A 14,664-nucleotide genomic window follows, 5' to 3' on the forward strand; every position below is an offset into this window, starting at 1 on the left:
ACTTTCTAATAAAGTGTATTCAATACATCCCGCCATTTTTATATCTGTCGTTATATTACGCTTTTGCTGTATCTAATGTTGTTGCCGAATTTTGCTCTGGACGCTTTAATATAGCGTAAGAAATACCCGTTACTAATGTACCTGCAATAATTGCAACAAGGTAAAGTAGTGGCGGTGTGATGGCGTTAGGGATCAACAGTACAAACAGACCGCCGTGTGGAGCCATTAGTTTTGCACCAAACAACATCGATAATGCACCTGTTAATGCGCCACCTAGCATACAGCATGGAATAACACGCATAGGATCACGCGCTGCAAATGGAATCGCACCTTCAGAGATGAAACATAAACCTAATACGAAAGAGGCTTTACCTGCTTCATTTTCACTTGCCGCAAATTTACGTTTTGCAAGGAACGTCGCTAAGCCCATGCCCATTGCTGGCACCATACCTGCAGCCATAACCGCAGCCATTGGCGCATAAGTATGTGACGCTAATAAACCCACACCAAAGGTGTAAGCTGCTTTATTCACTGGACCACCAAGGTCAAAGCACATCATACAACCTAGAATCACACCTAAAAGCACAGCATTTGCAGAACCCATCGTATTTAGGAAGTGGGTTAACCCTTCCATTGCTGCCGATACTGGACCACCAACAATGTAGATCATTACAAGACCGGTAATTAAACTCGCCACCAGCGGAATGATTAAAATAGGTTTTAATGCATCCATTGATTGTGGCAGTTTCACTTTTTCAGCTAAGAATTTTGCACTGTAACCTGCGAGGAAACCTGCAACAATACCACCTAAGAATCCCGCACCTGTCGCACTTGCTAACATACCGCCAATTAAGCCAGGTGCTAGACCCGGGCGGTCTGCAATGGAGAAAGCGATAAAGCCAGCTAATACAGGAACCATCAATGCAAAGGCAGATTCACCACCAATTTTCATTAAGGCCGCCGCTAATGTGCCCTGCTCTTTAAATGCCTCGATACCAAAAACAAACGACAGTGCAATAGACAAACCACCCGCAACAACTAATGGCAGCATGTAAGATACACCTGTCATTAAGTGTTTATAAACGCCTGCTTTTTCTTCTTTCTTCTCACTATTTTCTTTAACGGTATGTGTATAAGGCGTTGCTTGTTCAAACGATTTCTCTATTTCTTGAGCTGTTTTCTTTAGTGCCAATCCAGTACTGGTTTTATACAGCGCTTTGCCATTAAAACGAGATAAGTCGACATCAATGTCGGCGGCAATAATTACTAGATCAGCAGCTTCAATTTCCTCGGCTGTTAACTGGTTTTTAGCGCCTACTGAACCACGTGTTTCAACTTTAATTTCATAACCTTGACGTTTGGCTTCCGTCTCTAGCGCTTCTGCTGCCATAAACGTATGCGCAACACCTGTTGGACACGCGGTGATTGCTACAATCTTTTTCTTGGTCGATATAGCTTGAGATGCCACACTTTCAACAGTCAGCTCTGATGCCTGTTCAACCGCTTTTTGTAACCACGCGGTTGGGTTTTCCATGCAAGCGGTAACATCAGCACGAAAGACTCGCTTACCAACAAAACGTTGCTCATCAATAGCGAGATTTTCATTGGCGGCAATCACAATACAGTCAGCTTGTTCGATCTGTAGTTGTGTTAGCAAATTGGTTGCTTTTAACGAGGAATGGCGCTCAATATTGGCTTGCCATTTTAATTCGGCGGCAGCTTTTTCAAGTAAACCTGCAGCAATTAAACTTGTTGCGATACCGCTTGGACATGCGGTAACAATACTAATATTCATTATTCGACCCCTACACTTTTCACGTTATATTTTTATGAGTTATGAAAGTTGAACGTTATCTTCGATTGCTTTGACTGCGCTAATATCATCAACACCAACACCCACTTGTGTTACTGCATACGCCGATAGCGCCGTTGCAAAACGTAATGTCTCTGATTTTGTCCAATGCTGTAGGTGCCCCCAACACATACCAGCAACTAAGGTATCACCCGCACCAACAGTACTAACTACCGTCATTTTTGGCGGCTCGGCACGTAACCAGCCTTCAGAATTGCGCCACATCACTCCTTTCGCACCCAGTGACACCACCACATTTTCAATGCCTTTAGTAGCAAGTTGCTCTGCCACTTCAATGATTTCTTCATCGCTGTGTAATTCGCATTTTGCCCAGTCAGCTAATTCTTCATCATTTGGTTTAACCAGCCATGGTTTTGCGTCTAACCCTTCAGCAAAAGCCGCTTTACTGCTATCAAACAACACTTGCTTACCTTGCTGTTGAAGCTGCTCGATCCATTTCGCGCATTGCTGGGTTGAAATTCCACGGGGTAAACTACCTGCGATAACAAAAACGTCATGGCTATTCGCAAGTTCAAATAATGTCGCTTCAAATTTCGCAATGTCAGTAGCATTTACTTCAACACCGGGGAAGTTTATGTCGCTGACGCGACCATCTTGCTCTACCAATTTAACGTTGATACGTGTTGCGCCTGCGACCCTGACAAATTTATCAGTGACACCGATCTGTTTAAATAACTGACAAAAACCGTCTTGATTTTCACGCCCTAACAATCCCGTTACCGTTACTTCTGCACCTAATTCAGCGAGCACTTTTGCAACATTAACGCCTTTGCCTGCTGGGTGAAGTGAACCTGAATCCACCACATTTACTGTACCAGCAGTAAGAGATGATAAGTGCCCTGTTAGATCCAACGCAGGATTTAACGTCACGGCGACAACTTTAAGTGACGGTTTAATTACTGTTTCGCTCATTATCTTTACCCTTAAAGTTTCTCGCCTAAACCATCGGCAATAGCTTGGCCAATCGCCGTTAGTGCTTGTTCAGCATCACTACCACTGGCTGTAAATTTCAATTCGTTACCACATTTCACACCAAGCCCAATCACCTTCATTAAGCTCTTTGCATTAACCGCTTTGCTACCGCCAGAAACATTAACGACTTGTATATCTGCATCAAACTTCTTGGTGGTATTCACTAGCATTGCCCCCGGACGAGCATGTAAGCCATGCGGGTTTTTAATCGTAAATATTGCGCTATTGCCCTCTAATTGAGTTTGAGAAAGCACTGAACACATTTGCTCTGGGCTTGATGACAAAAACGCATCAACCGTTTGGCTATAAATTACCTGAGTCAATCGTTCAATATTGGCAACATAGCTACTGTTATTCGCCGCAATAACGATTAACCCTTTAACTGGATGACTCTGCTCTTCAAAGATTGCAGACGGTGTCACAACTGAAATCGCTGTTCGCTCAACCTCTTGATTACTACTTATTAGCCACAACCCCTGACCTAAATAACTCGGCTGTTTTGCGACAACATCCGCCACCATTTGCTTGTTAGCAAAACCTTGATGATTTATTAAGCCAGCACCAACCGCACTTAACTGCAATAAATCGGTTGCTGGAAAGTCTTTTAAAACAAGTTGAGCATTGCATTCTGCTTCCGACTGCTCTGAGCCCATTAAAATCGTAATAACTTCATCTGCTGAATCACAACGCTTTAATTTCTCTTCGATACCATCTGCTGACAGCACTTTGGTTAATTGCTTTAAAATCTCAAGATGCTCATCGGATTTAGCGGCGATCCCAATGGCTAAATAAACAATTTGCCCCTCGCCCCAATCTACGCCTTGAGGAAAATGATGAACTTTTACACCTGTTTTATTTACAAGATTTCGCGTCTCTGTTGTACCGTGAGGGATCGCTATACCATTACCAAGATAGGTTGAGTTTTGGGCTTCACGAGCCAACATACCATTCACATAACCCGTTTTAACTAAGCCCTCAGACTCTAACTCTGATGCCAGTACTTTGATTGCATCTTGTTTATTGTTTGCTGATTTACGCAAAGCAATATCGTGTTTTGATAATGACAACATCTCTAACTCCGATAGTATCGAATCTTATCCGTATTAGCTGAATCGTTTCAGCAAATGGTCAAATTAAAAGTTTCAGTCGAATTATAGGATTATTCTATACCTATAGATTCTGCTGAAACCTTTCAGCTTGAATACTGAATCGTTTCAGCATAAATTTCAATTGATCAACGCATAGCGATTATCAGATCTATGATGAAACGCACAAATTGGCCTTAAATCTATACCTAGCATTATGAAACAAGGATAGGAATTGCTATTTATAGCAAAAGGCGCTGCACAAACAGCTTTAAAGAGAAGTATCAACTGATGACATTAAATGAAATTGCCAAGCTTGCTGGTGTATCAAGAACCACGGCTAGCTATATTATTAACGGTAAAGCTGAGCAATATCGAATCAGTGAGAAGACACAACAAAAAGTCCTCGAAGTGGTCAATGCACACAACTATCGCCCAAATCATGCCGCTTCTTCCCTTCGTGCTGGAAGTAGTCAATCATTGGGTTTGATCATCCCCGATCTCGAAAACACGAGCTATGCAAAAATTGCTAAGTTATTAGAATTGAATGCTAGAACCGCAGGTTATCAAGTTATTATTTCGTGTAGTGATGATGATCCTGTCACTGAAATGGACGTAGCCAATCTGTTATTAAGCCGTAAATTAGACGCACTTATTGTTGCGAGTGCCCTTCCTGCTGATAATGAGTTTTACAAAACAGTACAGGCTAAAGGTACGCCAGTTATTGCCATTGACCGCGCGTTAGATGATGAGTACTTTGCATCCGTAATTAGTGAAGATCTTGAGGGTGCCTATGCATTAACTAACGCATTGTTAGATCAGCCTATTTCATCGATCGGATTAATTGGTGCAGTTGCGGATCTGGGTGTTTCAATTGAGCGAGAGCAAGGTTTTCAAGCAGCGATCAACAATCACCTCAAAACAGTGAATGTTAGCCTTGCCTATGGTGAGCAATTTAGCCAACAGCAAGGTGCATTGATTGCTCAGCAATGGATTGATGCTAATTGCTTTCCTGAAGCTATCCTTGCCACTTCTTATACCTTGTTTGAAGGTGTTTTAGATTGTTTATTAAAGCATCCAGAGGTGATGGCAAAAACATACTTGGCAACCTTTGGTGATAATCGCTTACTTGATTTTTTACCCAATAAAATCCAATCACTCCCACAACAATTCGATTTAATTGCTGATCATGCGCTACGACTCGCCCTCTCTGCGATTCAAGGCCATTATCAGCAAGGCGTTGAAGTCGTACCCAGAAAAGTGATCCGCCGATAAATAAGCGTGCATTACAAAATAACAGCATGATTTTTAGTAACTCGTTAGATATTCGATACCTACAGCACATAAATGGGTGGATACACTGTGATTTTAATCGCATAATCACAGAATGTAACTAACTAACCACTATGGCACGCTATGTATCTACGTTTTAAAAATTTGCTGTTAACGCACGCACAATTTGCTCATTCCCTTCGTGTCACTATGGCTATCGCATTTAGCTTGGTCTTTTATCACTTTATTCCTGTGCCTCATTCAATGTGGGGACCTGTTACGGTAGCTGTGGTGTTAATGCAGCCCTATGCAGGCGTGATCAAACAAAAAGGCTTTCAACGTGTAGGCGGCACTTTACTCGGTGCCGTTCTAGGTTTAGTTACTGTCTTTTTTCCACAAAACCTCGTTGCGTTCATTCCTGTTTGGATACTCACATGGTGCTTTTTGCTGTCACTCAAGTCGTATGGCAAGCATACTTATATCTTTTTCTTAGCGGTAATGACGCTGATCATCGTGGCGTATCAAGGTAACAGCGCACAAGAAGTCTCTGTTGCACTATGGCGAGTCACCAATATTATTATTGGTAGTTTAATCGCGATGTCTTTTTCAATGCTCTTTCCTATTCGTGCTAAATATTTATGGGATAAGCTATTTAATCAAAACATGCATGATTTACGTCAGCTTTATCAAGCACATGCATCTGCTCATATACCAAGTATTAAGATACTGGCACGGATCAAAAACCAAGTTAATGAACGCCAAATAAAAATGATCAGTTTGTTGCCGAATGTACAAAAGGAAAACCCAAAGTCAGCGGGACACTATAAAGCAATTGTCACCATTCAAAGTTCGATGATTAGCTTAATTGAACAACTCATTGAAACCCATTGGAGCTCTGATATCGGTCGCCGTAAGTTATTAGAGCAAACAGGATTGAAAAACTATCAGCAGCAAATAGTGCTGATTTTAAATCGATTAGCCGATGATAAAGATCTTAATATTGAATTGCCTGATATTCAGCAACTAAAACAGATGGCATTACAAATATCACAACCAAAAGACTCGATTTTACTGGGGCCTTATGGTTATCTATGGTTAACGCGTCAATTGGTTTACCGTTTAGATGAGTTAATTGTGCAATTGAAATTAATCAAGAATACAAAACGTTATCAGCATAACGATACGAATGGTGATTAATTTATACTAATGATTATCTTGACAATTACATTATGTATAAATAGTTATCGCATAAATCAAGAAAGAAATGCCAAACGGTAAACAACAACGTAAACTGACTCAATAATATATTTACAGCTATGTCGGGAGAATCAGCAATGACTCATAAAACGAAAACAATGGAAGTACCTGTAGCCATCGCCGATCGAGTACAGGCTTTAATTGATGCTTTTGAAGCCAAGCAAAAGTTTAATGCCGAGCAGAAAGTAATAGTAAACAACTTCCTTGCTATGGATGGTTTAAGTTGTGAAATGGCTGTATATAGCCTACCTCAAGCAGAATTAATGGATACATTACGCTTTGCTTATGAGCTATCAGGTACAAACAGTAAATTTGTCACCAGCATTTTGACGCTAACCCGAGAGAACCCAAAAAAAGTTTTATCTGACGCTCAACGTGCTTCGGCAAAAAGCTTGTTATTTAACCTAATAAACGATCCTTCTGTTGTTTCTGCTATGAAAGAAATGGACTAATTCAGCCTATTCTCTTTATAAAAGACAAAATAAAACGGCATGGTTAAAATTAACCATGCCGTTTTTAATTCTATAGCACTCACTATTGGCAGTAACTTAACTGATAACGTGAGTTACACCTTGCTCTTGTAACCATGAACTAAATCGTGGTGAGTCTTCAATAAAACGGCTATACACCAAACAGGGTTTATGCGAGCTTTCTACTGACGTTAATAACATTTTCACTAACAAAAGTAGGGCGTCATTTTGTGCATCCAACATGTAGTTTAGCGAAGTATTCTCAATATCTTGACCAAGTGTGAATTGCGCTAGTTGCTCAACATCAACAATAAAACCATCAAAATACTGCAAGAATGTTTCTGCTAGTAATGCATTTGAAGGGACGCTACACATCATAAAGACTTTTAAGTCATCAGCACCACGACATAAACCTTGCTCAGCCAATAAATCAATCACTGTTGCCGCTTCACTGAACGTACGAACAAACGGTACAACAAGTTCAATATTCTTCGCATCAAGGCGTGCGCGTTTAATCGCTTCACATTCTAGCTCAAACGCTTTTCGGTAATCCGCATGACCTAGTCGAGATGCGCCACGTAACCCCATTGCTGGGTTAATTTCGTCTGGCTCTACTTCCGCACCTAATAAATGGCTACGAGAATATGAGTTATCACTGGTTAAACATACTTTTAACGGTGCATCGCCTTGAGTGGCAGCCACTTCAATCAATAACTGGCTGAGTTTGGTTACAAATAATTCAGCGACAGGCGTTTGATTATCCGCTTCTTTAAGCGCATCAAAAATAGCAGCTGTTGTTTCAGTAGAGAGTGATTCAGGCTTTGTAACAGCACAAGGATGAACACCAATATCATGAGCAATAAGATCATCGAGTGAGACAATCCCCACCTCACCTTTTTCAAGTCCAGTTAACTGCACTGATGACGTCAACATTGCAGTTAACGTTAATTCATTTTCAGTTGTCATAAAGCACCAATACTTCCTTGTTAATAAGACGAGTATTTAAATAAATCGTCATCTAAACCCTGTGTATTCAAAAATACATTAAACACCATTACAGTATATCGACCTTACTTTGTGTTGAATTATGAGGCAAGAACTAAAGCTAATTAGTGATAACTTATTCATATCAATCAAACTTTAAAGCTTAATCATTTCTTGATTATAAAAGCATCATTAGCCTTCAATCGTAGTAATGGGATGGTTAAAAACCTAAGTGATATCACAAGTTTGGTTTATTAAAATCGATTTTTGGGCTATCTTAGCGGTGTTATTACAGAGATCCCCAAGGTAGGCAAACATATTATGCCAATGAAAACAGATGAACTTCGCACCGTGAGTTTAGGCTTGATGCCAACTCCTGCTGAAATTGAAGCAACATCACCAATGACTGATGAAATTGCGGCGCATGTAGACCACTCCCGCAAACAGATTGAGGCGATTTTAACGGGTCAAGACTCCCGTTTACTGGTGATTGTTGGGCCATGTTCTATACATGATACCGATGCAGCAGTTGATTATGCGAAACGCCTTGTTGCTGTACAAGAAACATATAAAGACCAATTGTTTATCGTAATGCGTACCTATTTCGAAAAACCACGTACCGTGGTCGGCTGGAAAGGTTTAGTTACTGACCCACATTTAGATGGCAGTTTAGACTTAGCAACTGGTTTAAAAAAAGCACGCAAACTATTAATTGATATTAACTCGCTAGGCTTACCCACTGCGACTGAATTCCTCGATATGATCACTGGTCAATACCTTGCTGATCTTATCAGTTGGGGTGCCATTGGTGCGCGTACTACAGAATCTCAGATCCACCGTGAAATGGCATCAGCCTTGTCGTGCCCTGTTGGCTTTAAAAACGGCACTGACGGTAATACCAAAATTGCGATAGACGCTATTCGCGCCACACGTGAATCTCACCTTTTCTGCTCACCGGCAAAAAATGGACAAATGACGATTTACCGTACTTCAGGTAATCCTTACGGTCATATTATTTTACGTGGCGGTAAGATGCCAAATTATCATGCTGAAGACATCGCAACAGCATGTGAGGCATTAGCCGAGTTTGAATTACCACAGCGATTAATTGTCGATTTTAGTCATGGTAACTGCCAAAAACAGCATAAACGTCAATTAGATGTTGCTGCTGAAATTTGTGAACAATTGAAAAGTGGCAGCCAGTCAATTGCGGGTATTATGGCAGAAAGCTTTATTGAAGAAGGGAATCAAGCAGTTATTGAAAACAAACTTGATGAGCTTGTTTACGGTAAATCTATTACTGACCCTTGTATTCACTGGAACGACACGCTTAAGATGCTCGATATGCTAGCGGATGCCGTTAAAACAGCACAACGCTAAAATATCAATAAAAACAATTTGATGATATATAATACCGAGATAAAAGAGAGGCATAGATTGCTTCTCCTTCATTAATAAGCGGTATACTATACGTGCTAATGTAGATGGGAAATATTCCCTTAGACTTATGATAAGAGGCCATAAACATGCCATCTTTTGATATTGTTTCAGAAGTAGATTCCGTAGAAATCAAAAATGCGGTAGATAACTCAAAGCGTGAATTAGACACGCGTTTCGACTTCCGTAATGTTGAATCAAGCATTGAATTAAACAAAGAAATTGTAAAAATCACATCTGAGTCTGAATTCCAAGTAGACCAAATCGTTGCTATTTTACGTAGTAACCTTGCTAAACGTGGTGTAGATGCTAATGCGCTTGAGCGTAAAACAGTCACTTTCTCAGGTAAAACTGCATCTCAAAATATTGAATTTAAGCAAGGCGTAGAAACCACAAACGCGAAGAAATTAGTGAAAGCAATTAAAGACGCTAAACTGAAAGTTCAAGTTTCTATCCAAGGTGAGAAACTGCGCGTAACGGGCAAAAAGCGTGATGATCTACAAGCGACTATGTCACTTGTGCGTGAACAAGAGTTAGGTCAACCATTCCAGTTTGATAATTTCCGCGACTGATTTTATCCAAATAGCTAAAAAAGGAAGGCTCTTTGCCTTCCTTTTTTTTAAACTTTTTTTGCGTACATTAAAATAATATTGTAAATAATATACTCGAGGTGTATTATTCAAAATATAGTTTAAAATTCATTTTAATCATACAAATTGCATATTTCACCCGCTATATACAGTTTTATTACATAAAAACCCCACCTTTCTCACTGCATAATAATGTTATTAATATAGTGTTAACGCACTTGTATGCTTTGTAAGCAAACGCAAATTTTTTCTCTGCAAAATTTGTTGAACCCAATATTTTTCCCCTATAATGCGCGCTCTTCGATAGGGGCACTATTTACAAGGTTATTGAACAGAGAGAATCACAGCAGACATTGTTTATAACTTGCTTGATGTAAGTATGGAAACACAAGAATGACAACGGACCCGTCACTGAATATAGAATGTATATCCTATATTTCACCATCAAATCGCACGTTCACTACTTCTTATTTTTTGAAGCTTTATCTGTTGCTCTTCGCATATGCGACCAAGGAAGATCAGAATAACTCAGCCCTTTGAAAGTTAAACATAATACTTATAAAGGAGATGTCCATTATGGGCACCGCACAAAATTTAACGGCGACGACTTCTGCACAAAGCAAAAAATTAGGGTGGAACAAAAGCGATACATTATGGATGCTTGGTCTATACGGTACAGCCGTAGGCGCAGGTACTCTATTTTTACCCATTAATGCGGGTGTTGGCGGTTTAATTCCATTACTTGTAATGGCCGTTCTTGCATTTCCAATGACATTCTTTGCCCACCGTGCGATGACACGTTTTGTGTTATCAAGTTCGAATCCGGGCGCTGATATTACAGAAGTTGTTGAAGAGCACTTTGGTAAGGGCATGGGTAAAGTGATCACATTACTTTATTTCTTTGCTATCTACCCTATTCTATTAGTTTATAGTGTTGCACTAACAAATACTGTTGAAAGCTTTATGCTTAACCAGTTAGGTATCGAGCCACCAGCACGTGCAATTTTAGCGTTAGTATTGATCCTTGGTTTAATGGCAATTGTTCGTTTAGGTGAGCAGTTAATTGTTAAAGCGATGAGTATCTTAGTATTCCCATTCGTTGCTGTATTATTAATGTTGGCACTGTTTCTTGTACCGTACTGGAATGACTCTATCTTCCACAACGTTATCCCAGCAGACGGTGGCTTAAACTCAGTAATGCTTGCAGTATGGTTAATTTTACCGGTAATGGTTTTCTCGTTTAACCACTCTCCTGTTATCTCATCATTTGCTGTAGCAACACAAAAAGAGCATGGCGAAAACGCAGAGCGTCAAAGTTCACGTATTCTAGCGCGTGCACACATTATGATGGTATTAACCGTAATGTTCTTCGTTTTCAGCTGCGTATTAAGCTTATCACCTGCAAACTTAGCTGAAGCTAAAGCGAATAACGTATCGATTCTGACTTATTTAGCGAACCACTTTGATACACCGATCATTGCTTACGTTGCGCCAATTGTAGCAATTATTGCAATTACTAAGTCTTTCCTTGGCCACTACTTAGGTGCCAGTGAAGGTCTAAATGGTTTAGTTATCAAAGTTACTCGTGATAAGAATAAAGAGATCTCAAATAAGGCATTAAACCGCTTTACTGCAATATTTATGCTAGTGACCACATGGGCCGTAGCGACATTAAACCCAAGTATTCTAGGTATGATTGAGAGCTTAGGTGGCCCTATTATTGCGATGTTGCTATTTATTATGCCAATGTACGCAATCAAAAAAGTACCATCAATGAAGAAATACTCAGGTGCAATCAGCAATGTATTTGTGACGGTTATCGGCCTTGTTTCTATCTCTGCAATCTTCTACTCATTATTTATGTAATTTATAAACAATGAGTTAAAAGGCTAGCTTAGTGCTAGCCTTTTTTATTTTTAACTCTTACCACTCTCAATATTGTTAAAAATTTGCTACATTATTCATAACGTATGCCATTTTTATGACTTAAATATTGGGTAGCCAATGACTAATCAGCCAATTGATTTTCAACTCGAACACGAGAACCCGCTTATTTGGCCGATCCTGTCCTTACTGCAACACCAACCAAAAAACTGGATGATCCACACCCTTAGTCAAGCATTACGTGAAAAAGAAATGTTAGATACGCTTGATAGTGACAGCAATAAGGATCTCTTCAAACGTAATTTCTTATTAATGAATGCACTCTACCAACTCCAGATTTTATTGTTTCCAAAACAGTGGCTACAAGTTCAAGCAATGGATATTCAACTGCTTAATATTGTTTATCAAACCCACCATTTAGAACAAGAAGATCCACTACGGGAGTATTATTTAGACTGGAAGAACTATCATGCTGATGGCGATGCGATAGAGCAACTACTGAGCTCTTTTTGGCGACGATACCAGCAACATATTAATAACCAAGCAATTAATATTACTACGACATCCATTGATGATGATTTTGATTTGTTTTCTTTATCCAATACAGCAACACTAGCGGAAGTTAGAAAACAGTGGCGTCGATTAGCACTACAATGGCACCCTGATCGTGAAAATGGCGATAGTGAAAAATTCAAACTACTTTATAACGCTAATCAACGATTAATTAGTTACTTAAAAAATAAGTAGTCGCACTGGTAATCATACGGCTGATATTTCACACATAGCTATCACACAGTTCTGACAGCACATTAACCTTCATCTCCTACATTGTCCGCGACATTTATTTTTGGCTGCAAGACAATGAAACGATACTCTATATTGCTACTTTCCCCCCTTTTGTGTCAGATGGCTTTCGCAACAACGTCATCAAATACAGCGCAAAGTACCCCCGTCTTTGATGGTTCAGCAAAGCTGGGCTTTATCTATTCAAAAACCACCAACACTTCTATGTCGTTAAATTCCGGTACTGATTTGAATTACGATAAAAATAATTGGTCTAATAAATTATCATTAAGTTCTTTTTATACTGATAGCACTAAAGAAGAAGATGGTGTTAATAAATACCAAATCGCGCTAAAGAATGAATATGCTATGGGCCCCCATTCTTTTACTTATTTAAGTAATACGTATAACCACGACCAATTTGGCACATACCGCACTGAGTACATTGTATCTACTGGTTTAGGCTACAAATTTTATAACACCAAAACAACAAAACTAACGGTTGGTGGTGGTCCGGGTTATCGTCATAGTCGTCGCCAAAAAAATGATCCAGATTATCCAAATCAAACTGAGAAAAACATGATTGCCAATGCATTCTTGCGTGCAAAAAAACAGTTTACCCCTACTTTTTCTGCTGGGCTTGAAAGTAATATTGACTATGGTCATTCAAATACAACCTATGATGTAAAAGGCTTTATAAAGAACCGATTAATTGATCATATTGCACTCATGTTAGATACCCAATATATCTACAATACAGAAGTGGCAAGTGATAAAAGTAACGATGAGATATACAGCACGGTCAGTATTACTTACGATTTTTAATCTTTTGTTGATATAAAAGAATCGGTCAGATATAAAAAAGCCGAAGATTAATAACCTTCGGCATTTCTATTCTCTCTTTATATATTCGCTATCTTTGTCTTAGCTACTTATATAAAGATGGTTCACCCTCTGGGCGGGTTTTAAAACGATGATGTAACCACATATATTGCGAAGGTGCCGCCAAAATAGAGTGCTCTACCGCTTTATTAATATAAGCCGCAGCGGCATCTGGGTCGTTGTGTGGAAACGCTTCCAAAGGTGGAAATATTTTCAACGTATATTGACCGCTATCAGTATCACGGATCATCGCAAAAGGTAATGGAACCGCATCAGTGTTATCTATCAATAAACTGGTACCTGTCGTTGTACACGCTTGCTCTACCGCAAATAAAGGTGCGAATGTGGAATTTCGGCCACGACCATAATCATGATCCGGCGCATACCATAGCATTTCACCCTGTCTTAAATCCTGAAACATACCTTTTAAATCTTTACGATCACGCATATGTTTATTTGAACGGACACGTCCTTTAAATTGAAAGTAATCAAAACAAGGATTGTTATTAGGACGATATACGCCGACACCAGGCGTATGTAAACCAAAAGCACGCGCACCTAATTCAAGGTTCAGTGAATGAACAGCAATCAACAAGATCCCTTTTCCTTGTTCTTGCAGCTTATAAACATGCTCTAAACCTTCAACCTTAACATGACGCTCAACCCGTAAGTTAGGCCAAAACCATGCCATACTGGTTTCAAATAGCGCTAGGCCAGTGTTATCGATATTTTGTTTAATAAGCTTATTACGCTCATTAATATCCATATCTGGAAAGCACAACTCTAAATTACGCTCAATCGTTTTACGTCGGTCACGCATAAAATGCATCACCAAACGTCCAACACCTTGTCCTAGGCGAAATTGTATAAAGTAAGGCAACCAACTAATTAAATACATCACAGCCATAGATATCAAAACAGGCCAATATCTAGGATGTAAAAAAGATGAAGTAAACGTTGGAGCTGTGAATTTTCTCATAGCGACGATAATCCCGTTACAATGTATGGCTGCTTAGTGAAATGTAAATTTCTAATTATATTGATAGTATTTCTAAGCAGTTAGTAACAGTATTTTATGTTGAGTTATGGAATAGTTGCAAGTTCAAGTGTGACCATCATCGCAAATAGACAGCTTGCATTAAGGTTTAAAATAATAAAAAGCCTGCAATTTTGCA

13 protein-coding genes are annotated in these 14,664 nt (G+C 39.5%); 8 read left to right on the forward strand and 5 right to left on the reverse strand.

Annotated elements, in window-relative coordinates; all coding sequences use genetic code 11:
• Positions 1-55 precede the first annotated feature (55 nt).
• Genes fruA through fruB form a run of 3 tightly spaced genes read right to left on the reverse strand, consistent with a single transcriptional unit; the run spans position 56 to position 3,915 of the window.
• Positions 56-1,795 (reverse strand): PTS fructose transporter subunit IIBC, encoded by a 1,740-nt coding sequence (fruA, locus tag BTO08_RS06325; RefSeq protein ID WP_105060349.1) that lies wholly within the window; start codon positions 1,793-1,795, stop codon positions 56-58.
• A 39-nt stretch (positions 1,796-1,834) separates the two neighbouring features.
• The gene (gene pfkB, locus BTO08_RS06330) at positions 1,835-2,785 is read right to left on the reverse strand and encodes a 1-phosphofructokinase (RefSeq protein WP_105060350.1); all 951 of its coding nucleotides are present in this window, start codon (positions 2,783-2,785) and stop codon (positions 1,835-1,837) included.
• An 11-nt stretch (positions 2,786-2,796) separates the two neighbouring features.
• Positions 2,797-3,915, reverse strand: a complete 1,119-nt coding sequence (gene fruB / locus BTO08_RS06335; RefSeq protein WP_105060351.1) for a fused PTS fructose transporter subunit IIA/HPr protein — start codon at positions 3,913-3,915, stop codon at positions 2,797-2,799.
• 306 nt (positions 3,916-4,221) lie between these two features.
• Here fruB and cra point away from each other — a divergent pair, with 306 nt between their 5' ends.
• The 3 genes from cra to BTO08_RS06350 all read left to right on the forward strand — a co-directional run bounded on the left by cra (position 4,222) and on the right by BTO08_RS06350 (position 6,911).
• The gene (gene cra, locus BTO08_RS06340) at positions 4,222-5,205 is read left to right on the forward strand and encodes a catabolite repressor/activator (protein WP_105060352.1); all 984 of its coding nucleotides are present in this window, start codon (positions 4,222-4,224) and stop codon (positions 5,203-5,205) included.
• Between the two features lie 141 nt (positions 5,206-5,346).
• Positions 5,347-6,399, forward strand: a complete 1,053-nt coding sequence (locus BTO08_RS06345) for an FUSC family protein (protein WP_105060353.1) — start codon at positions 5,347-5,349, stop codon at positions 6,397-6,399.
• A gap of 137 nt (positions 6,400-6,536) precedes the next feature.
• Positions 6,537-6,911, forward strand: coding sequence for a hypothetical protein (locus tag BTO08_RS06350; RefSeq protein ID WP_045131781.1), 375 nt, complete (start codon positions 6,537-6,539; stop codon positions 6,909-6,911).
• 96 nt (positions 6,912-7,007) lie between these two features.
• On the opposite strand, the gene BTO08_RS06355 is transcribed toward BTO08_RS06350, so the two are convergent.
• A complete protein-coding gene (locus tag BTO08_RS06355) occupies positions 7,008-7,895 on the reverse strand; it encodes a putative PEP-binding protein (protein WP_105060354.1) in 888 nt (295 codons plus the stop codon).
• A gap of 339 nt (positions 7,896-8,234) precedes the next feature.
• Here BTO08_RS06355 and BTO08_RS06360 point away from each other — a divergent pair, with 339 nt between their 5' ends.
• The 5 genes from BTO08_RS06360 to BTO08_RS06380 all read left to right on the forward strand — a co-directional run bounded on the left by BTO08_RS06360 (position 8,235) and on the right by BTO08_RS06380 (position 13,432).
• Positions 8,235-9,293: a 3-deoxy-7-phosphoheptulonate synthase gene (locus tag BTO08_RS06360; RefSeq protein WP_105060355.1), complete on the forward strand. Its 1,059-nt coding sequence runs from the start codon at positions 8,235-8,237 to the stop codon at positions 9,291-9,293.
• 146 nt (positions 9,294-9,439) lie between these two features.
• Positions 9,440-9,922: a YajQ family cyclic di-GMP-binding protein gene (locus BTO08_RS06365; RefSeq protein ID WP_105060356.1), complete on the forward strand. Its 483-nt coding sequence runs from the start codon at positions 9,440-9,442 to the stop codon at positions 9,920-9,922.
• 594 nt (positions 9,923-10,516) lie between these two features.
• Positions 10,517-11,806 carry an HAAAP family serine/threonine permease gene (locus BTO08_RS06370; protein ID WP_105060357.1) on the forward strand — a complete coding sequence of 430 codons (1,290 nt, stop codon included), beginning with the start codon at positions 10,517-10,519 and terminating at the stop codon, positions 11,804-11,806.
• Positions 11,807-11,944: 138 nt separating this feature from the next.
• Positions 11,945-12,571, forward strand: a complete 627-nt coding sequence (locus BTO08_RS06375) for a DNA-J related domain-containing protein (protein WP_105060358.1) — start codon at positions 11,945-11,947, stop codon at positions 12,569-12,571.
• 114 nt (positions 12,572-12,685) lie between these two features.
• The gene (locus BTO08_RS06380) at positions 12,686-13,432 is read left to right on the forward strand and encodes a DUF481 domain-containing protein (RefSeq protein WP_105060359.1); all 747 of its coding nucleotides are present in this window, start codon (positions 12,686-12,688) and stop codon (positions 13,430-13,432) included.
• Between the two features lie 103 nt (positions 13,433-13,535).
• Here the strand turns inward: BTO08_RS06380 and lpxL are convergent, their stop codons facing one another.
• A complete protein-coding gene (lpxL, locus tag BTO08_RS06385; protein ID WP_105060360.1) occupies positions 13,536-14,468 on the reverse strand; it encodes an LpxL/LpxP family Kdo(2)-lipid IV(A) lauroyl/palmitoleoyl acyltransferase in 933 nt (310 codons plus the stop codon).
• Positions 14,469-14,664: the final 196 nt, after the last annotated feature.

The organism is Photobacterium angustum (assembly GCF_002954615.1).
Classification (GTDB): Bacteria; Pseudomonadota; Gammaproteobacteria; order Enterobacterales; family Vibrionaceae; genus Photobacterium; species Photobacterium angustum_A.

What these genes read in the sequence shown, in the direction of transcription:
- BTO08_RS06355 (WP_105060354.1), bottom strand. Translation starts at nt 7,895, where the DNA reads ATGACAACTGAAAATGAATTAACGTTAACTGCAATGTTGACGTCATCA.
- fruA (WP_105060349.1), bottom strand. Translation starts at nt 1,795, where the DNA reads ATGAATATTAGTATTGTTACCGCATGTCCAAGCGGTATCGCAACAAGT.
- fruB (WP_105060351.1), bottom strand. Translation starts at nt 3,915, where the DNA reads ATGTTGTCATTATCAAAACACGATATTGCTTTGCGTAAATCAGCAAAC.
- pfkB (WP_105060350.1), bottom strand. Translation starts at nt 2,785, where the DNA reads ATGAGCGAAACAGTAATTAAACCGTCACTTAAAGTTGTCGCCGTGACG.
- BTO08_RS06365 (WP_105060356.1), top strand. Translation starts at nt 9,440, where the DNA reads ATGCCATCTTTTGATATTGTTTCAGAAGTAGATTCCGTAGAAATCAAA.
- BTO08_RS06375 (WP_105060358.1), top strand. Translation starts at nt 11,945, where the DNA reads ATGACTAATCAGCCAATTGATTTTCAACTCGAACACGAGAACCCGCTT.
- BTO08_RS06360 (WP_105060355.1), top strand. Translation starts at nt 8,235, where the DNA reads ATGCCAATGAAAACAGATGAACTTCGCACCGTGAGTTTAGGCTTGATG.
- cra (WP_105060352.1), top strand. Translation starts at nt 4,222, where the DNA reads ATGACATTAAATGAAATTGCCAAGCTTGCTGGTGTATCAAGAACCACG.
- BTO08_RS06345 (WP_105060353.1), top strand. Translation starts at nt 5,347, where the DNA reads ATGTATCTACGTTTTAAAAATTTGCTGTTAACGCACGCACAATTTGCT.
- BTO08_RS06370 (WP_105060357.1), top strand. Translation starts at nt 10,517, where the DNA reads ATGGGCACCGCACAAAATTTAACGGCGACGACTTCTGCACAAAGCAAA.
- BTO08_RS06380 (WP_105060359.1), top strand. Translation starts at nt 12,686, where the DNA reads ATGAAACGATACTCTATATTGCTACTTTCCCCCCTTTTGTGTCAGATG.
- BTO08_RS06350 (WP_045131781.1), top strand. Translation starts at nt 6,537, where the DNA reads ATGACTCATAAAACGAAAACAATGGAAGTACCTGTAGCCATCGCCGAT.
- lpxL (WP_105060360.1), bottom strand. Translation starts at nt 14,468, where the DNA reads ATGAGAAAATTCACAGCTCCAACGTTTACTTCATCTTTTTTACATCCT.